At 64.2% G+C, this 23,131-nt stretch carries 21 protein-coding genes; 5 read left to right on the top strand and 16 right to left on the bottom strand.

Features of this window, described 5'->3' with window-relative positions; all coding sequences use genetic code 11:
- Positions 1-40: 40 nt before the first annotated feature.
- The 13 genes from pdhA to H6718_12790 form a co-directional block, all read right to left on the bottom strand.
- On the bottom strand, positions 41-1,165 hold the full coding sequence (gene pdhA / locus H6718_12850) for a pyruvate dehydrogenase (acetyl-transferring) E1 component subunit alpha (GenBank protein MCB9586284.1): 1,125 nt from the start codon (positions 1,163-1,165) through the stop codon (positions 41-43).
- Positions 1,166-1,691: 526 nt separating this feature from the next.
- Complete coding sequence (locus tag H6718_12845) at positions 1,692-2,261, bottom strand: tellurite resistance TerB family protein (GenBank protein MCB9586283.1); 570 nt, start codon at positions 2,259-2,261, stop codon at positions 1,692-1,694.
- A gap of 165 nt (positions 2,262-2,426) precedes the next feature.
- On the bottom strand, positions 2,427-3,428 hold the full coding sequence (gene lipA / locus H6718_12840) for a lipoyl synthase (protein MCB9586282.1): 1,002 nt from the start codon (positions 3,426-3,428) through the stop codon (positions 2,427-2,429).
- A 153-nt stretch (positions 3,429-3,581) separates the two neighbouring features.
- Positions 3,582-4,661, bottom strand: a complete 1,080-nt coding sequence (gene mtnA / locus H6718_12835) for an S-methyl-5-thioribose-1-phosphate isomerase (protein MCB9586281.1) — start codon at positions 4,659-4,661, stop codon at positions 3,582-3,584.
- Positions 4,654-6,093, bottom strand: coding sequence for an Asp-tRNA(Asn)/Glu-tRNA(Gln) amidotransferase subunit GatB (gene gatB / locus H6718_12830; protein ID MCB9586280.1), 1,440 nt, complete (start codon positions 6,091-6,093; stop codon positions 4,654-4,656). The genes mtnA and gatB overlap by 8 nt, the downstream gene beginning before the upstream one ends.
- Before the next feature lie 9 nt (positions 6,094-6,102).
- Entirely contained in the window at positions 6,103-6,759 is a 657-nt protein-coding gene (locus tag H6718_12825; protein ID MCB9586279.1) for an NADH-quinone oxidoreductase subunit I, read from the bottom strand.
- 69 nt (positions 6,760-6,828) lie between these two features.
- Positions 6,829-8,640 (bottom strand): NADH-quinone oxidoreductase subunit H, encoded by a 1,812-nt coding sequence (locus tag H6718_12820; protein MCB9586278.1) that lies wholly within the window; start codon positions 8,638-8,640, stop codon positions 6,829-6,831.
- Positions 8,637-10,253, bottom strand: coding sequence for a (2Fe-2S)-binding protein (locus H6718_12815; protein MCB9586277.1), 1,617 nt, complete (start codon positions 10,251-10,253; stop codon positions 8,637-8,639). Before H6718_12815 ends, H6718_12820 begins: the two co-directional genes overlap by 4 nt.
- A 25-nt stretch (positions 10,254-10,278) precedes the next feature.
- Positions 10,279-11,493 carry an NADH-quinone oxidoreductase subunit D gene (locus tag H6718_12810; protein ID MCB9586276.1) on the bottom strand — a complete coding sequence of 405 codons (1,215 nt, stop codon included), beginning with the start codon at positions 11,491-11,493 and terminating at the stop codon, positions 10,279-10,281.
- Positions 11,494-11,497: 4 nt separating this feature from the next.
- Positions 11,498-12,076 (bottom strand): NADH-quinone oxidoreductase subunit C, encoded by a 579-nt coding sequence (locus H6718_12805; GenBank protein MCB9586275.1) that lies wholly within the window; start codon positions 12,074-12,076, stop codon positions 11,498-11,500.
- Positions 12,077-12,147: 71 nt separating this feature from the next.
- Positions 12,148-12,729, bottom strand: coding sequence for an NADH-quinone oxidoreductase subunit NuoB (gene nuoB / locus H6718_12800; GenBank protein MCB9586274.1), 582 nt, complete (start codon positions 12,727-12,729; stop codon positions 12,148-12,150).
- 63 nt (positions 12,730-12,792) lie between these two features.
- Positions 12,793-13,152, bottom strand: a complete 360-nt coding sequence (ndhC, locus tag H6718_12795; protein MCB9586273.1) for an NADH-quinone oxidoreductase subunit A — start codon at positions 13,150-13,152, stop codon at positions 12,793-12,795.
- Between the two features lie 454 nt (positions 13,153-13,606).
- The gene (locus tag H6718_12790; GenBank protein MCB9586272.1) at positions 13,607-14,713 is read right to left on the bottom strand and encodes a hypothetical protein; all 1,107 of its coding nucleotides are present in this window, start codon (positions 14,711-14,713) and stop codon (positions 13,607-13,609) included.
- Between the two features lie 191 nt (positions 14,714-14,904).
- Here H6718_12790 and H6718_12785 point away from each other — a divergent pair, with 191 nt between their 5' ends.
- Genes H6718_12785 through H6718_12775 form a run of 3 tightly spaced genes read left to right on the top strand, consistent with a single transcriptional unit; the run spans position 14,905 to position 16,809 of the window.
- Positions 14,905-15,327: a GFA family protein gene (locus tag H6718_12785; GenBank protein MCB9586271.1), complete on the top strand. Its 423-nt coding sequence runs from the start codon at positions 14,905-14,907 to the stop codon at positions 15,325-15,327.
- Positions 15,324-16,406, top strand: coding sequence for an A/G-specific adenine glycosylase (gene mutY / locus H6718_12780; protein ID MCB9586270.1), 1,083 nt, complete (start codon positions 15,324-15,326; stop codon positions 16,404-16,406). The genes H6718_12785 and mutY overlap by 4 nt, the downstream gene beginning before the upstream one ends.
- Complete coding sequence (locus H6718_12775) at positions 16,399-16,809, top strand: (deoxy)nucleoside triphosphate pyrophosphohydrolase (GenBank protein MCB9586269.1); 411 nt, start codon at positions 16,399-16,401, stop codon at positions 16,807-16,809. Before mutY ends, H6718_12775 begins: the two co-directional genes overlap by 8 nt.
- A gap of 4 nt (positions 16,810-16,813) precedes the next feature.
- Here the strand turns inward: H6718_12775 and H6718_12770 are convergent, their stop codons facing one another.
- Positions 16,814-17,716 carry a DMT family transporter gene (locus tag H6718_12770; GenBank protein MCB9586268.1) on the bottom strand — a complete coding sequence of 301 codons (903 nt, stop codon included), beginning with the start codon at positions 17,714-17,716 and terminating at the stop codon, positions 16,814-16,816.
- A gap of 124 nt (positions 17,717-17,840) precedes the next feature.
- On the opposite strand from H6718_12770, the gene H6718_12765 reads away from it, so the two are divergent.
- Positions 17,841-18,476, top strand: a complete 636-nt coding sequence (locus tag H6718_12765) for a TetR/AcrR family transcriptional regulator (protein ID MCB9586267.1) — start codon at positions 17,841-17,843, stop codon at positions 18,474-18,476.
- Between the two features lie 85 nt (positions 18,477-18,561).
- A complete protein-coding gene (locus tag H6718_12760) occupies positions 18,562-18,933 on the top strand; it encodes a DUF962 domain-containing protein (GenBank protein MCB9586266.1) in 372 nt (123 codons plus the stop codon).
- Between the two features lie 100 nt (positions 18,934-19,033).
- Here the strand turns inward: H6718_12760 and aceE are convergent, their stop codons facing one another.
- Positions 19,034-21,712, bottom strand: a complete 2,679-nt coding sequence (aceE, locus tag H6718_12755; protein ID MCB9586265.1) for a pyruvate dehydrogenase (acetyl-transferring), homodimeric type — start codon at positions 21,710-21,712, stop codon at positions 19,034-19,036.
- Between the two features lie 276 nt (positions 21,713-21,988).
- Entirely contained in the window at positions 21,989-23,080 is a 1,092-nt protein-coding gene (locus H6718_12750; GenBank protein MCB9586264.1) for a hypothetical protein, read from the bottom strand.
- Positions 23,081-23,131 lie beyond the last annotated feature (51 nt).

Below are 23,131 nucleotides of genomic sequence, written 5' to 3'. Positions count from 1 at the left end.
GAAAAGGGCGCGGAGCGCGTTTAGCTAGGTCGAACCCGAACTAGTGGGCTTTGGGAGCGCGAGGGCCGGCGAGCAGCTCATCGCGCTGCTCCTCGAGATGCCACGGCATCTTCTTGTAGACGTCTTCGAACATCGACGCGAGCGAAGGGGGTTCGGTGCTCTCAGCAGCAGTCACTGCCTCACGGAAACGCTTGTCGACGTCCTCGCGCAGCGCCTCTTCGAGATTGTCGTCCCACGCCTTGTTCCGCTCGAGGTAGCGGCGAATGCGCTCGATCGGGTCACGGTCGACCCAAGGCTTCACCTCGTCGGCTGCCCGATAGCGGTTCGGGTCATCGCTCGTCGAGTGGCCGCCCATGCGGTAGGTAAGCGCCTCGATCAAGGTTGGCCCCTCACCTGCCTCGCAGCGGCGAATCGCGTCCCGGGTAACTGCGATGACGGCGAACAGGTCATTGCCATCGACGCGCACCCCCGGAACCCCATAAGCGACCCCCTTCTCCGCAAAAGTGCGGGAAGCGGTCTGACGCTCGACGGGCACGCTGATGGCCCAGCCGTTGTTGCGACAGAAGAAGATGCTGGGCGTCTTGAAGACACCGGCGAAGTTCATCGCGTTGTGAAACTCGCTGCTGCTCGTGGAGCCGTCGCCAAAGTAGACGAGGGTGGCGAGCGCCTTCTTCTCGATCTTGGCGCCCCACGCGAAGCCCACAGCCTGGGTCATCTGGGTGCCGATCGGCGAGCTGATGCTGCCCCAGTGCGCCTCTTTGCAGGTGTAGTGATCCGGCATCTGACGACCCTTCACCGGGTCGTTCGCGTTACCGAACATATTGTCGATGAAGCGCTGGAGCTTGAAGCCCCGGAGCAGCGCGGCACCGAACTCTCGGTAGCAGGGGAAAAGCCAGTCCTGTTGCCGCATGGCAAAGGCAGAGCCGATGATGGCCGCCTCCTCGCCAAGCGAACCGATGTGAAAGCCGATGCGTCCCTGACGTTGTAGGGTCACCAACCGCTCGTCGATGATCCTCGTCTCCACCATATGGCGATAGAGATGCACGACCTCGTCGATTTCCAGCTTGGGATCATGTGCAGGATCCAAGCTGCCGTCCTCGCGTAGCACGCGAACGATGGTGTCGTTCGGCGCCTCTTCGGTGCGTGTAACTGCTGCAGCGATCATGTTCCTCGTGCTCGCGCTCGGGTAGCGGCGCTGTCGGCCTGGAGCGACGAGCGGCGCGACCTTAGTCGAATGGATCGAGCGCTGTCACGCATGGATCCGGCTGCGAGAAGGTTCTCTTGCGTGACGCAGCGCACCAGCGCTCGCGGGTCATGACAGCGCTCCTCACCCCCAACCGAGCTGCCGTCGGATCCACTACAAATGCAGGGGATCTGACGCGCTAGGAGTTCGCGTTCAGGGAGGATGACGCATCACGCAATGCGCTCGGTTGGTCACGCTTTGGAAACATGCGGCGTGCCGACAACCGCGCACCGCGGTACGCGCTTCGACGAGGACACGCGAACTACTTTAGACTTGAACTATCCTGCGACGATCGGACGCGCGACCAGTAGACGCGTGCGTGGTCCGGAACTGCTTGAGAGCGTTCACTCGACGGGAGTGGCGCGGGCGAATTCGCCGCGCTGAACGAGCGCAGCGTCAACTCCAGCGGCGCCGCGGGTGATCGCGGCGCTACGAGTGGTGGTGGACCTCAGTCGGCGAGGACCCGCTCGGCTTCAGTCAGCGCGAGCTCGAGAGCAGCGTCGTCGAGCTTGAACTCGCCTGCCAGCTTCTTCAGCACGTCCCGCTCTTCGTCGCTGACACCGCCACTCACGTGGGCGAGCAGGGAAGCGATGCGGAGGACCTCCCGCGCATGCTCTTCCTTCTGGATGGTGCGCGCGACCATCTTCACGCGCTTGTCCATGCCGTCCTCTTCCAGCTGATCCGCTAGATCAGCGAGTAGCGCCTCCACCTGGCGAGCCTCGACGCGGTTGCGGCAGGCGGTGATCACCACCTGCTTGAAAGCCACCTGCTCGGTCTCGTCAAACTCGCCGTCGGCGTTAGCGACGAGGTACGCGCTCTCCACCACCGCCTCGAAGAGCGCAGCGACCTGCGGGTCAAAGCCCGTGGGTTGCGTCACTTCCTCCCCAAGGGGGCGCGAGCCGTACGAAGCGGCAGCGACGGTCAGGATCGATCCGGCCGCGTCGGAATCGGCGTAGGTGGGAGCTTGGCCCAGCTTGGCCGCGACTTTGTCCAGGAGGCTCTGATCTGCAACGCTCATAGTCGACTCTGCGGGCGAGACTACCCGAAAGCCACGCGGGAGTCAGCGCGCAGACGCCGCATATTGAGGATTCTTTAGACTTGAGGCAGCCGGGTCAGCAGCGCTGCCAGACCTTCAGCGCTGCCAGACCTTCAGCGCTGCCAGATCTTCAGCGCTGCCAAATCCTCAGGCGCGGCTGTTGTCACGCCGAATCAGCGAACTCGCGCTGATCAGCTGGGGCTCGCCGCTCAGAGATCCGGTGGGCGAATCTGGAGCTCCTGCATTTTCCGCACTGCTGCCGCGTTCGATGGTCGAGCCTGGCCTGAGCTGCGCGGCGATGAACGCCTCTGCCGCGTGGTAGCTCGAGCGAACCAGCGCGCCGGAGGCGACGTACGAGAAGCCCAGCTCCAACCCAACGCGCTCCCATTCCGCAAAGCGCTCTGGCTCCACGTAGCGGTCAACTGGCGCATGCTTTGGAGTTGGCCGCAGGTACTGTCCGAGGGTCACGACGTCGACTCCTGCGTCGCGCAAATCGCGCAGTGTCTCGACGACCTCCTCGTCGGTCTCGCCGATTCCGACCATGATCGAGCTCTTCGTCATGCGTTGGGGCGCGCACGCTTTGGCGTGACGCAGCACATCCAGGCTCTGATCGTAGCTACATCGCGCGTCGCGAATGCGCGGTGTGAGACGCCGCGACACCTCGATGTTGTGCGCGAACACATCAGGCCCCGACTCCACCAGGTGAGCGATGTCGTGCTTGCGGCCGTTGAAGTCACCAACCAGCGTCTCCACGAGCAGCTCTGGCGAGTAGCGCCGCAGCGCGCGCACCGTTTGCCCCACCAGGCTCGCGCCACCGTCGAGCAGATCGTCGCGGTCGACCATGGTCAGGACCACGTATTTCAGCTCGAGCTGGCTGATCGCCCGTGCGACGTGCTCTGGCTCGCGCGGATCGTAAGCGCCGCGTGGGTTGCCAGTCGTTACCGCACAGAAACGACAGCCGCGGGTGCAAGTATGCCCGAGTAGCATCACCGTCGCGGTACCCGCGCCCCAGCACTCACCCACATTCGGGCAGCGTGCCTCCTCGCAGACGGTGTACAGATCGAGTTCGCGCAGCGTCTTCTTCAGCTTGGTGTAGCGCTCGCCTCCTGGCGCCTTCACCTTGAGCCAGTTGGGCTTCGGATCGCGGATGCCGACGGTCTTGTGGTTTTCCGGGAGCTCGCTCACGAGGGGACTCTAGTGCTCCCCTACCCCATTGTCGAATCCAGCACGCGACCCGTGGTCGGGTTTGGAGCAGCCCGGGTTTGGGGGAGAGAGCGCGGGTTTGGGGGAGAGAGCGCGGCGTCAAGCCAGCGCAGCGATACCCGCTTGGTCTACCGGGTCGATCTCGCCGCGCTCAGTGAAGATCGCGCTGACCAAGCGTGCGGGGGTGACGTCGAAGGCGGGGTTTCTGACACCGATGTCCCTTGCCACCAACGTGCGGCCGCCCGCTTCGGTCACCTCCGTGCGATCCCGCGCCTCGATCGGGATGTCTTTGCCCGAAGCAGTGCGCAAATCGATGGTCGACCAGGGCGCCGCCACGTACAGCGGCCGCTGATGAAAGCTCGCCAAGCAGGCCACACCATAGGTGCCGATCTTGTTCGCGACGTCCCCATTTGCAGCGATGCGATCGGCGCCCACGACGGCGAGGTCGATCTCCCCACGGCCGAAGTAGCTCGCGGCGGCGTTGTCACAGATCACTTCCACGGGGATCCCGTCATGGTGGAGTTCCCAAGCCGTGAGCCGCGATCCTTGCCAGTAGGGACGCGTTTCGTCTGCCAGCACGCGGATCCGCTTGCCCTGCTCGTGGGCCGCACGAATCAGCCCGAGGGCCGTGCCGTAGCCACCCGTCGCTAGGGCGCCGGCGTTGCAGTGGGTGAGGATCGTTGCCCCGTCCGCTACGCGAGCCGCGCCAAGTTCACCCATGCGGCGACACGCCTCCACATCCTCGCGATGGATGGCGCGCGCCTCCGCCGCCAGCCGCTCGACGCGGCTCGGCGACGAGAGGGACTGAACTTCCGACGCGACGCGGTTCATGCGCTCGATCGCCCAGAACAAGTTCACAGCGGTGGGGCGCGACGCGGCCAACACCTCGGACGCGCGCTTCATTTCCCCAAGGAACTCCACACCAGCCGCTTTCGCGGCGAGCACCAGCCCGTACGCGGCGGTGATCCCAATCGCTGGCGCGCCGCGCACCACCATGTCGCGGATCGCGGTCGCCACGGATTGGGCATCACTGAAAGCGACGTAGCGCTCTTCGGCGGGCAGGTTGCGCTGCTCCAGCAGGATGACCTGGGAGTCGTCGTCGCTCAGCTCGACGGCGGAGAAGCTCGAGCCGCTGAGCAGCTCACGAGGCAAGAGCTCGCGGCCCAGCGCGCTACTCATCGCCGTCACCGCTCAGTGCCTTCTCCAGCAGCTCACTGACCAGCTTTGGGTTGGCTTGGCCGCGAGTCTCTTTCATGACCTGGCCCACGAAGAAGCCGAGCACGCCGGTCTTTCCAGAGCGATACTGCTCGACCTGCTTCTCGCTCCGGGCGAGCACCGCGTCGACGATACCTTGAAGCGCGCCAGTGTCCGAGACCTGGCGCATGCCCTTCTCGCTGACCACCTCGGCGGCGCTCTTCTGGGTGCCTTCCAGCGCTGCGTGCAGCTCCTTGGCTTGCTTTCCGCTGATTTCACCGCTCTCGACCAGCGCGAGGGTGTCGGTGACTTGCTGCGGACTGACCAAGAACTCGACGTCCAGACCGCGCTGGGTCACTCCACGCAGCACTTCCGTGAGGATCCAGTTTGCGAGCTTGGCCGGAGCGCCGCCTAGCTCCAGACACTCCGCGAAGAAGCGGGCGTAGGCTGGGTGTGAACTCAGAGTCTGAGCGGCCTGCTCGCTGAGCTTGAAGTCGCGGACCCAGCGCTCGCGAAGCGCCCGCGGTAGCTCTGGCAACGCCTCCCGCGCCTCCTTGACTCGAGACTCGGAGAGCACCAGCGGCGGCAGATCCGGATCGGGGAAGTAGCGGTAGTCGTGGCTCTCTTCCTTCGAGCGTAGAGAGCGTGTGGTGTTGGTGTCTGGATCGAAGGAGCGGGTCTCTTGAGTCACCTTGCCGCCGCTCGACACGACCGCAGTTTGGCGCGCGATCTCTTCGTCAATCGCGCGTTGCACGAAGCGGAATGAGTTCAGGTTCTTCAGCTCCGTGCGCGTGCCCAAGGTGCGCGAGCCGCGGGGTCGGATCGACACGTTGGCATCGCAACGGAAGCTGCCTTCTTCCAGGTTGCCGTCGTTGACCCCGAGGAAGATCAGGATGTTCCTCAGTTCCCGGAGATACGCTGCGGCTTCGCCGCTGGAACTCAGCTCGGGCTCACTGACGATCTCGATCAGCGGGGTGCCCGCCCGGTTGAGGTCGACGAGGGAGTCTCCTCCAACGCCGTGCATGCTCTTCCCGGCGTCCTCTTCCATGTGGATACGCGTGATGCCGATCTCTCGTTCACCGCCATCCACCTCGATCTTGAGCTTGCCCTTCAAGCAGTAGGGCTCCTCGAACTGGCTGATCTGGTAGCCCTTGGGGAGGTCTGGGTAGAAGTACTGCTTGCGAGCGAACTGACTCTTTTGCTGCACCCTGCAGTCGAGCGCGAGGGCCGCCAGGAGCGCGAGCCGCACAGCCTCAGCGTTGATAGCCGGCAAGCTTCCGGGCAGCCCCAAGCAGACCGGACACACGTGGGTGTTGGGCTCGGCGCCGAAGCGGTTTGGACAGCCGCAGAACAGCTTGGTGCGAGTCAGAAGCTGGGCGTGAACCTCAAGCCCGATGACGGCTTCGAACGCGCTCATCGGTGCATTTTAGTGGCCGCCGTGCTCGCGGGTCACGCCAGGGTGCGTGGGGTCCCCAGGCTCATGCCGCGGGTTCTCCGACAGCTGACTCCCGTCACGACCCTTGAAGCTCATCAGGAGATCTTTCTCGAAGATGAACTGCTCGCGAGAATCGTAGGGCGCAGCGTGGATTCCGGTATCCATGCGGATCGCGTCGCAGGGGCAAGCCTCCACGCAAAAACCGCAGAATACGCAGCGCAGCTCGTCGATGACGAAGCGGGCGGGGAAGCGCTCATATCCGCGCCGAGAATCCCCAACGGGGTACTCAGCCGGCTCGATGTGGATGCACTGCGCAGGGCAAGCCGTCGAGCAGCACAGACACGCCACACAGCGCGGTGAACCGTCGGCGCGATGAGTCAGGCGATGAACCCCGCGGAAACGCTCGGCGTAGGGCCGGCGCTGCTCGGGGTAGCTGACGCAGTTGATGCCGTCCGAAATGCTCTCGATGGTGGGGTCGTTCCGCTGACCAAGCGCCATCTCCTTCGTGTTGCGGAAGAAGTGGGCCATGGTCATCGCCAGGCCCTTGGCGATCTCCGGGATGTACGTCTGTACGGAGGCGTTGCGATCCGGGCGCGGGATGGGGGTCCCAACGACTTTCTTTGGTCCCAGCGGTTGGTTGATCAACATGTCGTCGTCCAATCGTGCCCGGAGGCTCTACAAAAAACTCGAAAGAAGAGGGGTACCCGAAGCCGTGCTTCAGGCACCCATGCGCGCCGTGCGAGTGCCACCCATGGAGGCCGCGTACTGAGCCGAAGAACTCGCCAGGACTCGGCGGTGCTCTGCGGGCTTCAGCAGGAAGCGCACGAACCAGACGGTGAGCACCAGGCCACCTACTGCGATCACCCACTGGGTGACCTGAGCGGCGCCCGCCATCAAGGACTGAACTGCAGGTCCGCCGGACTGGATGGCCAAGATGATGAGCCCAGTCGCGAGCACATTGACCAACGACGCCGGCAGGATCTTGCGCCAGCCCAGCTTCATCAGCTGGTCGTAGCGGAAGCGGGGCAACGTCCAGCGGATGAATAGCTGCAGGATGCACAGACCGACGGTCTTACCGACGAAGGCCAACACGCCGATCAGGATGATGGCGCCGTGGGACAGCGGCTGAGCGTAGATTTCCTTGTCGCCGAGCATGATGTGCAGGCCGTCACGCTCGAGGAAAGGCAGGTGCCAGCCGCCGAGGAACACCGCGGTGGTGAGCGCCGCAAGAGTCACCACAGCCACGTACTCGCTGAAGAAGAACATCGCGAACTTCATGCCCGAGTACTCGGTGAAGTAGCCGGCGACGATCTCGCTCTCACCTTCAGGGATGTCGAAGGGGATGCGCTTGGTCTCGGCGATGGCCGCAGCGAAGAACAGGAAGAACGCCAGAGGCTGAACGAAGATCCCCCAGGTGTTTTCCGCCTGCCAACGCACCATCTCGTCGATGCGGACGGTGCCGTAGATCATCAGTGAACCGACGAGCGTCAGGCCCAGCGTGACCTCGTAGGAGATCATCTGGCTTGCCGCGCGGAGACCACCGAGGAGGCTGTACTTGTTGTTGCTCGCCCAGCCGGCGAGCGCAGCACCCACGACACCGGTGCCAGCCATGGCGAAGAAGTAGAGGATGCCGACGTTGAAATCGAGCACCTGCAGGCGCACCGCATGCACCGCGCTGCCTGCGTCGAGGGTCGATGTCGGACAGATGCCGTCACGCGGGACCGTCGCCAACAGCTTGGACAGCATGATCTTGCCCTGCTCATCCGAGCCGAAGCACAGCGTGTCTCCGAACGGCACCACGCCAAGCAGCACGAGCACAGGGAAGAAGGAGACGAAGGGTGCGAGCTTGTGCAGGAATTGATCGCCGCCCGGAGGAATGAAGTCCTCCTTGAAGATCGTCTTCAAACCGTCAGCCGCTGGGTGCAGCAAGCCAATCAAGCGGAAGCCAGCGCGCTCATGACGGAAACGCTGCGCCGCGTAGCCGGCGCCGAACAGCGCGCTGAAGGCGAAGACGAACGGCCCTGCCCCGTATAAGAAGTCGCGCAGGGTCTCTCCCGCCGGCGTGCCCTTGAGCACTCCTAGCGAGAGGAAGATCGCGCCGTGCACCATCAGCCCGACGTAGAAGATGCGCCGCGGGTCGCCGACCGAAGCGATGAAGCGATCGAAGCTGTTCTTCACGCCACGCAGCTTGATGCGGCCCGCGATGACGAGCGCGGTGAACCAGGTGATGAAGACCGCGAGGTGACTGAACAGCACCGCCCGGGTAGTGCGCGTGACGCCTTCGGCGTCACTCAAGAAAAACAGCGCCAGGGCGCCGCCCGCGACCAGCACAGCGGGACCGACGACCGCGCCCTGAGCGATACGCTTCGGGATCCACACCACCGCGCGTTCAGGACCGACGCGGTCCTGCAAGATGGCGCCCTGGCGGCGGTCCACCCAGGTCAAGAGCCCTGCGATGTTCAACGACAACGCCACGACGACCGTGAAGGCCTTGGCGAGGGACAAGAGAAACAGCGTTCCGAAGGTCATTCTGCAGCTCCTGTGGGTGCGGAGACTTCAGCAGCAGCACTGCCAGCAACCGCCGCGCCAGCGTCAGGCGCCATCGCTAGGCGAACGTCGCTGAGGCGTTGCCAGTCCATCGCGTAGCCGAGCTCGCGCCCAACCGCTGCGATGAGTTTCCAAGCGGGGCGCGCGTCCTGCTCTGGACGCACGGCGCGCTCGCTCTCCTGAGCAAGCCCCGCGAAGTTGACGAAGGTACCGGTGGACTCCGCCCAGGTGGCGGCGGGTAGCAACACGTCTGCGTAGCCAGCGAGCGCTCCGTCGAATGGGCTCACCAACACCAGCTTCTTTAGCGAGGACAGCCCCTCCACGTCGATGGGTGCCGCGCTGCCGAGGGCGACTGCATGGGTAATTTTCCCTGCGGCAACCGCCTCCAATAGCTCAGACATGGACGCCGGCGGCGTGGTGCTGCACAGCTGCTCGACGCCCTTCGTGTTGGGGTTCTTGTCGGCATGCTTGAGTACGCCGTCCCCCTCACCTTCCGCGTTGCCGGAGATGAAGAGGTTGCCACTGCCAAGGAAGTCCCGGGCCAGGGTGAGCAACGCGAAGTTGTCCTCGCTGGAGTGCTGCGCGGAGAGCACGATGGCCACTCGCTCGGGGTCGACACCCTTGAGCGCCTTCGCTGCGGCTTTGACGCCTGCTTCGAGGCTTACCTCGTCCTCGCCAACGTAGGCGTTGATGAAACGGTCCTCGTGGGCGCGGGCGTAGTCGAGCATGCCCTCGTCACACATCCAGTACTTGTTGACCTTCAGGTTCTCCCGCGGGCGGTGGCGGTACACCGTCTCATTGCGGGGATCGTAGTCGAGGAAGGCGTTGCAGCCCGTCGCGCAGCCTTGGCAGACGCTGCGGGCGCTACGTAGGAACCAGACTCGAGCCTTGAAGCGGAAGTCCGTCGCGGTCAGCGCGCCCACAGGGCACACGTACTCGGTCATCAAGGTGTAGCCGTGGTCTAGCTGACGCCCCGGGGAAACGACGATCTCGTTGAGGTTGCCGCGCTCGCGGACGTCGAGCACCGGGTCCTTCGCCACTTCCTCGCAGAAACGCACGCAGCGGGTGCACACGATGCAGCGCTCACCGTCGTAGACGATGGTCGGGCCAAAGACCTGAGCCTTGGGCTTGTGCACGGGCTCATCGTGCATGCGCTTGCCCTTGCCCTGGTGCTGGAGCCAGTAGTCTTGCAAGCGGCACTCGCCGGCTTGGTCGCAGATCGGGCAGTCGACGGGGTGATTCAGGAGCAACAGCTCTTGAACGGCGCCACGGGCCTCCGAGACGTGTTCACTCGACTCGCTCTTGACCTCCATGCCCTCAGCCACGCGCTGCTGGCAGGCGGGCTGGAGCTTTGGCTTCTTGGCCGGGATGTACTCGCCGGTCTTCGGGTCCTGCTTCAGGATATCGAGCATCATCGCGGGCCGGCCTGGGGGCGGGCCAATCTCGACCAAGCACATACGGCAGTTGGCTGCGACGCTCAGGCCGGGATGCCAGCAATAGTGCGGGATATCGATACCCGCGCGGTGCGCGGCCTGGATGATGGTGTCCCCGGGTTCGAAGGGGATCTCGCGGTCGTCAAGCTTGAAGGTGGGCATCGAAACTCCAGTTAGCGGGTGACGATCAACGATCGCACTCGCCTCCGATCATGTTCAGTGAGCCGAAGCACGGGACGACGTCGCTCATCATTTCGCCGGTGATGACCTTCTCGAGGCCAGCCGTCACGAGGAAGCAAGGTGGGCGGATGCGCACGCGGTAGGGCGTGCCGCTGCCATCGCTCACCAGATAGAAACCGAGCTCGCCGTTGCCGCCTTCGGTGTAGCTGTAGACTTCACCCGCCGGAATCTTCAGGCCTTCCATCACGATCTTGAAGTGCTGGATGGTGCCTTCGATGGTCGAGTAGACCTCTTCCTTTGGCGGCAGGATGATGCGCGGGTCGACGACGTTGATCGGCCCCTCGTCATCCATCATCTCGAGCGCCTGATCGATGATGCGCGCGCTCTGCTTGAGCTCGGCGAAGCGCATGATGAAGCGGTCGAAGCAGTCGCCCGTGGTGCCGACGGGGACTTCGAAGTCGTACTCGCCGTAGGTCATGTACGGCGCCGCCTTCCGCACGTCGTAAGGCACGCCCGAGGCGCGCAGGCAGGGCCCCGTCCAGCCCAGGCTGATCGCGTCTTCAGCGCTCACGATGCCGACGCCGTCGAGGCGATCGAGGAAGATGCGGTTCCCAAGCAGCAAGCGCTGGGCCTCGTCCAGGATCTTCAACACCTGGTCTTTGACCGCTGCCGCGTGTTCCTTGAAGTGATCCGTTGGCGGCTTCGCCATGCCACCCACGCGACCGAAGGAGTGCGTGAGCCGAGCGCCCGTCTCGTCCTCCATCAGGTCCCAGATCATCTCGCGACCCTTGATCATCCAGAGGAACGGCGTGAACGCGCCAAGCTCCATCGCCATAGCGCCGGTGCACGTCAGGTGGTCGCTCATACGCGCCAGTTCCCCGAGGATCACGCGGTAGTGCTGGCAGCGCTTCGGCACCTCGATGCCGAGCATCTTCTCGCAAGCGAGGGCGAAGCCGACGTTGTTCAGCATCGGCGATACGTAGTTGCAGCGATCGACGTACGGGAACACCTGGCTCCAGGTGCCGCGCTCGCACATTTTCTCGAAGCCGCGGTGCAAGTAGCCAACCTGGACGTCAGCCTTCAGAATCGTCTCGCCGGAGAGCTCCATGACGATCTTCACGGTGCCGTGCATCGCCGGGTGAGCCGGGCCCACGTTGAGCAACGCTGGCTCCGCGGGGATATCGAGCTCCGCCTCGTCCAAATCGATGTCGAGCGGTTCCATCAGCTCACTCCTCGTCGTTCATGAACTGATGGGTCTGACGCCCAAAGCTCATGCCTTCGTCGGTGCCGAAAGGCGGCAGTTTTTCGATGTTCGGCACGTCCCGGTACTCAATCAGCGGCTGAGTCCGGTTCGCCGGGTAGTCCTTGCGCAGCGGGTGCCCCTCGAACTCGGGGTACATCAGAATGCGCCGCAGATCCGGGTGGCCTTGGAAGACCACGCCGAACATGTCGTAGCACTCGCGCTCCATCCAGTTCGCGCTCCCCCACAGCGGCTCCACGCTGGGGATCTCGGCGTGCTTGCCGTCGGCGTCGCCCACGCGAGCCTTCATGCGCAGGCGGTGCCCCTTGCTCAGCGAATACAGGTGGGCGACGACCTCGAACCGGGGTTCGCGCTCTGGATAGTCAACGGCCGTCAGGTCCGTCAGCATCTCCATGCTGGTCTTGGGGCTTTCCTTGAGGAACCGGGCGATCTCTGCCCACTTGCTCGGTTCGACGACGATGGTGTCGTCTCCGTGTTGAGAGTGGCTCTCCAACACGGCTCCCGGGAACTGTTTCTTGACCTGCTCAACGACTCGTTGGCTCATCTTGCCTCGGCTCGCGCCGCGCTCGGCGCGACTGCTTGAATTCTTGCCTCAGGGAAACGCTTTGGCTCGCCTCAGACCATGCTTTCGCGGTTCTTGCGCAGCTGCACCAAGCCGTGATCCTGGCTGGTAGCGGGGTCGGTGCGCGGCTTCACGATGGCTGGCGTGCGATCGCCTCGTGCGATCTTGTCCTGCAGCAGCAAGAGCCCGTCCAACACTGCCTCGGGCCGCGGAGGACAACCCGGGATGTAGACGTCACAGGGGATGATCTTATCCAGCCCGGGAACGGTGGTGTAGTTGTCGTAGAAGCCACCGCAGCTGGCGCACGTGCCGAAGGCCATCACCCACTTGGGCTCAGCCATTTGCTCCCAAATACGCCGCAAAATCGGGGCCTGGCGCTGACTGATCGTGCCTACGACCCACAGCAGGTCCGCTTGCCGTGGGGAAAAGCGAGGCGCCTCTGCTCCAAAGCGGGAGACGTCATAGCGCGGGCTCGTAACGGCCATGAACTCCATGCCGCAGCAGGCGGTCACGAAGGGGTACATGAACAGCGAGTACTTCTGTGCCCAGTGCAGCAAGTCCTGAAAACGCGTAGTCGCGAAGCCTTGTTCACTCGGCTCGATGATGCGCGTTTCGGTGCCTTTTAGCTCACCCATAAATTCTCCTAAGATCGCGTCCGAAGGGGGTCGACGAACGAACGACGAGCGCCGCGAAAGGCCTCAGTTCTCCCACTCCAGAGCGCCCTTTTTCCACACGTAAACCAGCGCGATCAGCAAGGCGCTGATGAACGTGAGCATGGTAGCGAAGCCAACCCAGCCGAGGCCCTTGAAGAGCGTCGCCCAGGGGTACATGAAGACCACCTCGATGTCGAAAACCACGAACAAGATGGCGGTGAGGTAGAACTTCACGCTCATCTTCATGTGCTTGGCGCCATCGCTGTCGTTTCCGCACTCGAACGGCTGCAACTTGCCCGGGTTCGGCTTCTTTTCGCCGAGCAGCGCACCTCCGAAGAAGAAGACGCAGCAGAGCAGCATCGCGACTGCGAACATCAAGAACATGGGGAGGTAGGTTTCGAGCATGGCTTCCTCGTGGGTTTCGCGTTCTTCGGGGCGCCCCGAGCACTTGCAGGTCGATTCGCTCGTCGGAACGGAGAGCGGCCAACGACCAGCAACGTCGACTCGAAGCAGAAGAGCGGCCTATGTGTAGTCGCGGGGACCCGAAGTTTCTAGGCGTTTGTGAGGAGTTAGAAGACGCGGCGCGGGCTGTGAAGAGCCCTTTCCTGGCGGCGTCGTACTCCCGCGCGCCAGGCCCTGTCAATGCGCCGCGGCAGTGACGGGTGAATGGGCGCTCAGGTCCAGCGCGGCCAACCAGGCCTGCTGGCCGGGGTTTGGGGGGGAGGCGCGCCGCTTGGACGCCTGGAACTCACCCGCTCGCTCCGGTGTTCGGACCGATTCGCAATAATTCTGAAACGTTAGATGCGTTTCACCGCCCGCAGGAAGCGAGCTAAACCAGCAGCGAGGTGCAGTTGGTGCCTCAGCCGAGCGCTTTTCGCCAACCGGCGAGGCTTTGGCCGAGGGCAGCTTCAACGCGCCCGGTGGCGTCGGTCAGAGCCGCGTCGTCGACGCCGGCCGCCCGTGCCTCCTCGATGGCGCCCAGCGCAGCCAGGTGCCGGCCGCGATCTGAGAAAGCGCGGGCGAGCAGCGGCCAGATCACCTCTGGCTTCGCGCCCAGGTTGGCGGCACGGCGTAGCGGTCCGATGGCCTCGGCCGCCCGCTCGTCGTCGAGCATCGCTTCGCCAAGCCGGGTGAAGATCTCAGGCCCAGCTGGGCCATCGCCCGCGTACTGCACGGCAAGCCTGAGCACCTCTTCTCCTTTGCCGACCTCGCCCAAGGACACACAGGCACTGCCCAACATCCCGAGTCCGCGAGCGATCGTCGCTCGGGCGTCCGCGTTCAGCATTTGTCCTTCGGGGGTGCGGAGGAAGATGGCCAGGGGCGCAGGCCAGGCGCCGAGCAGCTCGAGCACTCGCACCTGATCGCCGCGCGCCGCGGCTTGCTCCGCCTCGGCCACCCGAGCGAGGTCAATGGCGCCGCGGTTGTTGCCACCGCGGGAGATCCGGTCGAGCTCTTCACGGACGTGTGCCCGAAGGCGCACGCGGAAGGCGTCCAGCTCGTAGCTCTCTTCGACGCCGTCGCGCAGTAAGCGCAGCTCCGAGCCGGCGTCATCCACCTGGAGCTCCGCCAGGCTGTAGCCAAACAGCGGTGCGAGTAGCAGGTAGCGAACTCCGATGTGGAGCTGAAGCGCTTCGGTGTCGGTCTCACGTGCCGGAGCGGGACCCGTCGGTTCATGGGCGACCAGCGCGCTCACCAGACGGCGACGGAAGTCGGCCAGTGTGAGGCGCTGGGAGTCCATCTGGTCCCCGTCCTCTTCGGCGACCGCAAAGTCCACGAGCGTGTTGTCCGGGTTACGCCGGTCCACCGTCAGCGCGGTGATGCGCGCGCCGGTGATCATCGAAAAGGCGAAGAACCGCTCTCCCACGATGTCGCAGAGGGCCTGAAAGCTTCCGATCCCCTCACCGATGCGTTCAAACCAGCCGTCCGTGCGGATTGATTCGAGAGGAAAGACACGCGGCTGAACCACTCCGGCCAGCGTATCAGAATCAAATCGCGGCGACTAAGCTCCTGATGCATCTCAGTGCAGCCTGCCTCGAAGTCGACCCCCAAAAGCTGAGTGGAACGTTCGCTTCCGGACGCTTCGAGGCAGCCTTTTTCTCGCGAAGCGCTCAGGTCTGATTGACGGACTTAACGAAGCCAGGCGAGACCGTGGAGCGCATGCCCTCACCCCCAACCCAAGACAAAAAGCACCGCGCGTCACTCGACGGAGGCTGCCATTGCGGAGCAGTGCGCTTTCGCGTGAGTAGCGCCGTCCGCCGCATCGATGATTGCAACTGCAGCATCTGCACGAAAAAGGCCTTCCTGCACTGGATCGTGGCGAAGTCGGAGTTCGAGCTGCTCAGCGGCGCGGGGTCGCTGAGCGACTACCGCTTCGGAACCGGGATCGCCCAGCACACGTTCTGCAGCCGCTGCGGCGTGCACCCGTTCTACACGCCGCGCTCTCACCCGGATGGCGTGAGCGTCAACCTGCGCTGCGTGGATGGCTCAGAGGAGCCGGACTTCCTGAGCGAGCACGGCTTCGAAGTCGTGCCCTTCGATGGTCAGAACTGGGAAGCCAACGTGCAACGGATCCGTTCGTGAGCCCCCCCGCAAACCGCGAGACGGTTCAGCGCGCCCTGCTGGCCTGGTACGAGGCGCATCGCAGAGACCTGCCCTGGCGTAAGGACTCCGATCCCTACGCCGTGTGGGTGAGCGAGATGATGCTCCAGCAGACTCAGGTTGCGACCGTCATCCCCTATTTCGAACGCTGGCTGAAGCTTTTTCCGGACGTAAACGCGCTGGCCGCAGCCGAAGAAGCCGATGTGCTTCACGCCTGGCAAGGCCTTGGCTACTACAGTCGCGCACGGAATCTGCTGAAAGGCGCCAGAGCCGTCGTCAATGACCAGGGCGGCAAGGTGCCCGCGGAGATCGAGGCGTTGCGTGCGCTGCCCGGCGTTGGCCCCTATACAGCCGGTGCCATCGCCAGCATCGCTCATAACCGCGCGGAACCGATCGTGGACGGCAACGTGATCCGCGTGCTCAGCCGACTCTACGCGTTGCCCGGTGACCCCACCAAGGCGGCGCCCAAGCGAAGGCTGTGGGAGCTTGCAGAGGCGCTCGTGCCGCACGCCGCGCCCGGCGACTTCAATCAAGGCCTGATGGAGCTCGGCGCTACCCGCTGCACGCCGAGGAAACCGGCCTGCGGGAGCTGCCCCCTGGCGAAGGAGTGCGCGGCGCTGGCGCAGAACGAAGTGGAGCGTTTCCCCGAAACACCCCCGCGCGCGAAGACGACCAACGTGCACATGCTCGCCGCGGTGATCGAGCGCGACGGCAAGCTGCTGCTTGGCAAGCTCTCGGAGACCGCCCCCCGATGGTCAGGCATGTGGCAGTTTCCCAACGCGGAACTCACCCCTGGGGAGAGCAGCGAGACCAGCCTGAAGGCCACGTCAAAACGCCAGACGGCGTTGGACGTCGAGGTGCGAGGCTTGGTCGGCGTCGTACGCCATAGCGTCACGCGCTACCGCATCACCCTCGATGCGTATCGCTGTGAACCACGAGGCGGGGCAGCGAAACCTGGCGGAGATTTCTGTGAGCTAGCCTGGATGACCCCAGAAGAGACGACCAAAGTAGCGCTGCCCAAGGCGCACGCGCAGATCGCTCGGACGCTGCGTGATGGCTGAAAATGAAGTGGAAGAACTGCTGATCGCCATCGCGCTCATCTGGCACGGAGGTGAGCTACTGATCGCGCGCAGAAACCCCGGGTCTCATCAGGCACTGAAGTGGGAATTTCCTGGCGGTAAAGTTGAAAATGGCGAGTCAGCGGAGGCAGCCGTGCTTCGCGAAGTGCTCGAAGAGACCGCTATGAGCGTCGAGCTGCTGGGTGAGCGGCGAGCGATCCTGCACAGCTATCCGGAGCGCCGGGTGACGATCCGAGTATTCGACTGTCGTGCCAGCTCGCGGGAGGCGGCGCCCCTGGCTAGCCAGGAGGTCCGCTGGGTGCCTCCTGCGTCGCTCGTGGAGTTTGACTTTCCTGCAGCCAACCGCGCGCTGATCGCGGAGTTGGCAAGTGAAGCTCCGCGCTAGCCCTTCAAGTCGCGCGTGCGCCCCGCAGTCGCCGCAGCTTCCAGAGTTCACTGGAGAGCGCGACACCAACGACGATCACCGTTCCCGCCACGAACGTTCGCAACGTTGGCTTCTGCCCGAGCACGAGCCACGCGGCGCTGGTCGCGATGAGCGGTTGCAGGTAGATGTACACGGCCACGACGGAGCTCTCCACGCGGGTGAGCGCGTAGCCATTGAGGACGTACGTGAGGAGCGTGGGCCCAACCAGGATGAACGCCAGGGAAGCAAGCGCCCAACCAGGCAGCGCCCCTGGGTCAAGCGCGAGGAAGCTTCGCAAGACGTAGGGCGTGCACTGCAACGCTCCGATCAGGAACACCCAGCTCATTACTCGGAGCGCGCCGAGCCGGGCGATCAGCGGCCGCGCGAGCACGAGGAACACGGCGTAGCTCGTAGAGTTCAGGATGAGCAGCAAGTTCCCCATGAGCTTCGCGTCCTGAAGCTGGAAGCGCTCCACCCCCACGAGAGCCAGCGCTCCAGAGATCGCGATGGCCACGCCCAGCAGACGCAGGCGACTCGGGCGCTCCCGTCCGAGCAGGGTGGCCGCCAACAGCGTTACCGCAGGGATAATCAGTAGGAGCACCGATGCGTTGATCGGCCCGGCACGCTTGAGGCCCTCGACGAACAGGATCTGGTTCGCCGTGATACCCAAGATGGCCAACCCAAATAGCTGCGCCAGATCCTTCAGGGTGAGCCGGGGCCCAGACGACCGGCCCCAGCGCGCCGCCAGGATCAGACATGGGGCGCCGAGGAACAGCCGAAACCCAATCAGCGCCTGCGGGCTCAGCACGCCCAACACTGCCGATCCGGCCACCGGCCACAGCCCAAACAACACCTGAACCGTGATCAGAGCCAGGTGCACGCGACGCATGGGGCCACCTTCTGGCACGATTCGGGGCGAGCCGGGGAGCGCTACGCGCGAAACCTCGGTTCTCCGCAGCCTTGCCAAAACTGAACTTGACGTCAGATTCAGATTGTCTATGCTTCCGGCTATCGTGGGGACGGCAGCCGTACGCAAACCTTCTCAGTCGCGGGCGAAGCGCACCCGGGCGAGCCTCGTGGCGGCTGCGGAGGCTGAGTTCACAGCGCACGGTTACGCTCAGACGACGGCGCGCTCGATCGCAGAGCGAGCCGGGGTGGCGACGGGCACCTTCTATCAGTACTTCGGCGACAAGGACGTGATGCTGCGGGAGCTCGCCGACGTGCGCCAGCAGCGGATCGCGCGAGAAGCGGTCGAGGTGCTGGGCGACGACGTGCGGGACGTCAAGGGTCGCGAGCTGCTCGCCGCCGTGCGCTCCCGCATGACACGCATCGTTCTGATGGTCATGGATTACCACCGGGAAAATCCAGGACTGCACGCGGTGCTGACGGAGCGACGCCACGCCGACAGCGACCTGGACCAGCTGACTTCACTCGGCGAGCAGGCGCTGGTGCACCAGGTGGCGCAGCTGCTCGCTCGCTGGGGATTCGCCGGAGACACCACGGCCACCGCGTTCGTGCTGTTTGGCATGGTGGAAGGCTCCGTTCACGCCCACGTGCTCGGGACGTCGGTCGTGGATGACGACCGCTTCACGAGCGCACTGGTCGACGCGCTGATTCGCGTCGCCCTCCCCGAGCTGGACCGAGACTGACCTCCAGCCAACTTTCCGAGGAGCCAGCAGGGCTCCCGAGGCTCACGCGGCGCCGGTTTTCGGGCGCAGAAAGACGAGACGACCAATGAAGAAGCTCAAGTTGAATGCCGAGTGGACCGCCCTCATGGACAGCTACCGCGACGACCACCAGAACGAGACGAACCAGTTCTGCCACACCATCGGCATCCCGATGATCGCCGCGTCCTTCCCGGTTGGAGCTACCGTAGTGGGTCTGCCCCTGGCGGCGAGCATGTTCACCGTTGGCTGGGGCTTCCAGTTCGTGGGTCACTATTTCGAGGGCAAGCCGCCGAGCTTCGTATCCGACAAGCGCAGCCTGGTCATTGGCCTTCTGTGGTGGGCGAAGAAGGTGGGCATCGACGTCGTGGAAGAGACGCGCCCGGAGAACGACACGACCGAAGCTCCCCGGTACGAGTCGGCGGCTTCGGCAGCCGAGTAGGTCGCAGCATCAGCCGCACGGCGCGAGACGTGCGACGCCAAAAAAGGAACGCGCCGCTGGCGAAGCCGACGGCGCGTTTCTCTGTGTTGGTAGGTCAGAGCTAGACGAGCATCGGGTCGACCTTGCCCGCGTCGATCCCCAGCTCACTCACTGCCTTTGCGACATTCTCCGCGGGGATCCGTCCCTCGAGTCGCAATGCATCCAGCGCCGCGAGCGCGATGTTCTCGGCGTCGACCTCGAAGTGGCGTCGCAAGCCTTCCCGTGTGTCGCTCATCCCGAAACCATCGGTGCCCAGGGACACGAGGCGGCCGGGCACCCAACGCGCAACCTGGTCGGGGACGAGCTTCATGTAGTCGGTAGCCGCGACGAACGGCCCCTCCACGTCCTTCAGCTGTGTGCTGATGAAAGGCACGCGCGCCTCCTCGAGGGGGCGCAGCCGGTTGTGGCGCTCGCAGGCCAAGGCTTCGTCGCGCATACGCGAGTAGCTGGTGACGCCCCAAATGTCCGAGGACACGCCGAAGCGTTCTTCCAGGATGTCCGCGGCGGCGATGACCTGCATCATGATCGAACCGCTACCCCAGAGCTGTACGTGGAGCGGACGCCGCTCCTTTGCCGCACGGTACCGATACATGCCCTTGACGATGTGCTGCTTCACGTCGTCGCCGTCGGGCAGCGGTGGCTGGGTGTAGTTCTCGTTCTGCAGCGTGATGTAGTAGAAGCAGTCCTCCTCGTCAGTGTACATCGCGCGCATGCCGTCTTGGATCACCGTCGCGAGCTCGTAGGCGAAGGCCACGTCATAGGCGCGCAGGTTCGGAATCACCGCCGCGAGGATGTGACTGTGGCCGTCTTCGTGCTGAAGGCCTTCGCCGTTCAGCGTGGTGCGCCCAGCGGTCGCTCCCAGCAAGAAGCCGCGCCCCTTGCCGTCGCCGAAAGCCCACATCTGGTCCCCGGTGCGCTGGAAGCCGAACATCGAGTAGTAGATGTAGAACGGGATCATCGGTTGACCCCAGTTCGAGTAGGCAGTGCCAGCCGCCGTGAACGACGCCATGGATCCGGCCTCGGTGATGCCTTCCTCGAGCACCTGGCCGTCCTTGCTCTCGCGGTAGTAGAGCAGCTTGCCCTTGTCGACGGGCTCGTAGACCTGACCGGCAGAGGAGTAGATGCCGACCTGACTGAACAAGACGTCGAGGCCGAATGTGCGCGCCTCGTCGGGGATGATCGGCACGACACGGCGCCCAACCTGCTTGTCCCGAATCAGGTTGGCGAGTAGCCGCGCGAACACCATGGTGGTGCTGGCCTCGCCCTTCGACATCCCCGCATCGAATTCCGCATAGAAATCGGAAGCGGGCATATCCAACGGAACCTGGATACGGTCGTTGCGCTTGGGGATCGTCCCTCCGAGCGCGCGGCGCCGTTCCAGCATGTACTGGACCTCGGGGCTGTTCATGCCAGGGTGCACGAACGGAGCCTCAGCGAGCTTGTCGTCAGGCACCGGCAGCTTCAAGAGATCGCGGAACGCCTTGAGCTCCGCGAGTTCCATCTTCTTCTTTTGGTGAGTGACGTTGCTGCCCTCGAAGGAGTGGCCAAGAGTCCATCCCTTGACGGTGTGCGCGAGGATCACCGTGGGGCGACCGGTCTGCTCCACCGCCGCCTTGTAAGCCGCGTAGAGCTTGACGTGGCTGTGTCCGCCGCGACGCAGCTTGCGGATCTCTTCGTCGGAGAGGTGCTCCACCATCTCGAGGAGCCGCGGATCCGTTCCGAAGAAGTCCTTCCGCGTGTAGTCGCCAGACGCCGTGGTGTAACGCTGCCACTGGCCGTCCACCACCTCGTTCATGCGGCGCCGCAGCACGCCTTCGTTGTCCTTGTCGAGGAGCGAGTCCCACTCCTCCGCCCAGATCACCTTGATCACGTTCCAGCCGGCGCCGCGGAACAGCGCCTCGAGCTCTTGGACGATCTTGCCATTGCCGCGGACTGGACCGTCCAGACGCTGCAAGTTGCAGTTGATCACGAAGATCAGGTTGTCCAGGCCTTCCCGCGCGGCAATGCTCAGGCTGCCAAGGGACTCGGGCTCGTCGGTCTCGCCGTCTCCAAGGAAAGCCCAGATGCGCGACTGAGAAGTGTCAATCACGCCCCGCGCATGCAGGTAGCGCGCGAAGCGCGCCTGGTAGATGGCGGAGAGCGGCCCGAGTCCCATGCTGACCGTGGGGAACTCCCAGTAGCCAGGCATCAAGCGCGGGTGAGGATAGCTCGAGAGCCCTACTCCACGCTCCGCCTCGCGGCGAAAGTGTTCCATCTGCTCGAGGCTGATACGCCCCTCAAGAAACGAGCGCGCGTACACACCAGGAGCCGCGTGCCCTTGGTAGTACACCAAATCCCCCAGCCCTTCGTCCTTGCCCCGGAAGAAGTGGTTGAAGCCCACTTCGTACAGGCTCGCGCTAGAGGCGTATGTGCTGAGATGTCCACCGATGCCTGAGAACTTCACGTTCGCACGGTGCACCATCGCCACCGCATTCCAACGAATGTACTGGCGGATGCGCCGCTCGATCTTCGTATCCCCGGGGAACTCCGGCTCGGCCTCCTTCGGGATGGTGTTGACGAAGTCCGTGACCAGCGGTCCATCGGGGACCACCCCGGAGAAACGCGCGGCGTCGAGGATGCGCCGCACGAGGAAGCGGCCGCGCTCTTTGCCAACGCTCGCCACGACCGAGTTCAGAGACTCGATCCACTCTGCGGTTTCTTGGGGATCCGTATCCGGTGCTTCCGGAAAATAGTTGTGCACTCTGGCTCCTCTTAGCTTTTGAATGCCCCGAGTTCCTGCCCTCACTCGCGAACTTCGAAGCGGTCCGGGAAGATTCGTAAGGGGAAGCGCCCTTGGCTTCAAGCGCAGAGCAACCACCACGCCATGTCGTCACGTCGCTCACCGTTGAGCGGCACTCCATAGCGAAGGAAGGTGAATGAGGATCGCGCAGATCCTACGCCGCGGACTCACGGCGGCCCTGTTACTCGGGGCAGCCGCGACCGACTGGTCAGGGACGCTCGTCGGGGGGATCGCGCCTCACTGACTGCAAGATGCAGCCGGGAGCTGGGTGATCCAGTCGCGGATCAGCGCGATGCCCTCGGCGTGAGGAACTTTCGTCGCCAGGGGCGGCATGCGCACCTTGCCGTCCTCCGATGCGGTGCGGCAAAGCAGGATCGACTCGTCTGGCTTCCCAGGCACCACGTCGAACTGCAGCCCGCAGGTCGCCCCGCCAGCGGACGTTGGCTGCTTGCACACGCCCCAGCGTGCCGCTTCCTTGCTCGGATCGGTGTTGCCCCAGTCGAGCCAGAGCCCGCTGGACGATGCGAAGCCGTCCTCCCGATGGCAGCTCGCGCAGTTGGAGTCGAAGTACGAGCGCACGCGGTCACTCACACTGGCACTTCCGTATGGATCTACCAGCTGTTCACGGTCCCCCGTGGGCTCCAGCCAGCCGATCCTCTCGAAGTGGTCCACCTGGTTCTCGACCACGTCGCCGTAGTCATGGTCCCAGTTGAGCTGCCTCGTGCGTAGCCCCTGGGCGTTCATCGCCTCATTTTCGCCGTGGCAGGTCTGGCAAGCGTTCACGTTCGGGACGCCGTAGGCGTTGGTCATCGTCTCGCCGGCTTGGTTCGTCCAGCTCATGTCGATCGTCGCGCCCGCCACCTTACGCTCGGCGCTCTTTCCGGATTCGTCGTAGACGTAGGTCTCCGCGACCCAGGCGGTCTCCGACTCGCGATACAAGACGCGCGTCTCCAGCAAACGCTCCTTGTCCGGAGTGATCACGCTCGGCACCCCTTCGCGTTCGTCGAGCACGTAGGAGAACGTCTTGATCAACGCCCCGCCAACCGGGATCGTCCAGACACCATCGGTGCTGTACTGGATCTTGGTTCCGGACGGAACATAGATAAAGCGACGCTTGTTCGTGTAGTCGCTGTAAAGCGGGGCGATGGGCTGAAACGGTTCCACCCCAGGCGCCGGCTTTTGCTGACTGATGTCGCTGAAGAAATGCCAGTCTGCGAGGGATGCGAAGTGCTCCCCTGCCTTCGGCACACTGACGCCCTTGACCGTAGACCCTTCGGAATCGTCCCCGCTGCACCCACCAGCCACGAGCAGCGCGGCGACGGCACCCACCGAGCACATCGTTCGAAGGCGCTGACTCCACGAGGTTCGAGCAAAGGCATG

This window comes from Polyangiaceae bacterium (genome assembly GCA_020633205.1).
Lineage (GTDB): Bacteria > Myxococcota_A > Polyangia > Polyangiales > Polyangiaceae > JAHBVY01.
Note: the sequence above shows the minus strand (reverse complement) of the source record. Positions and strands in the feature narration are given on the sequence as shown.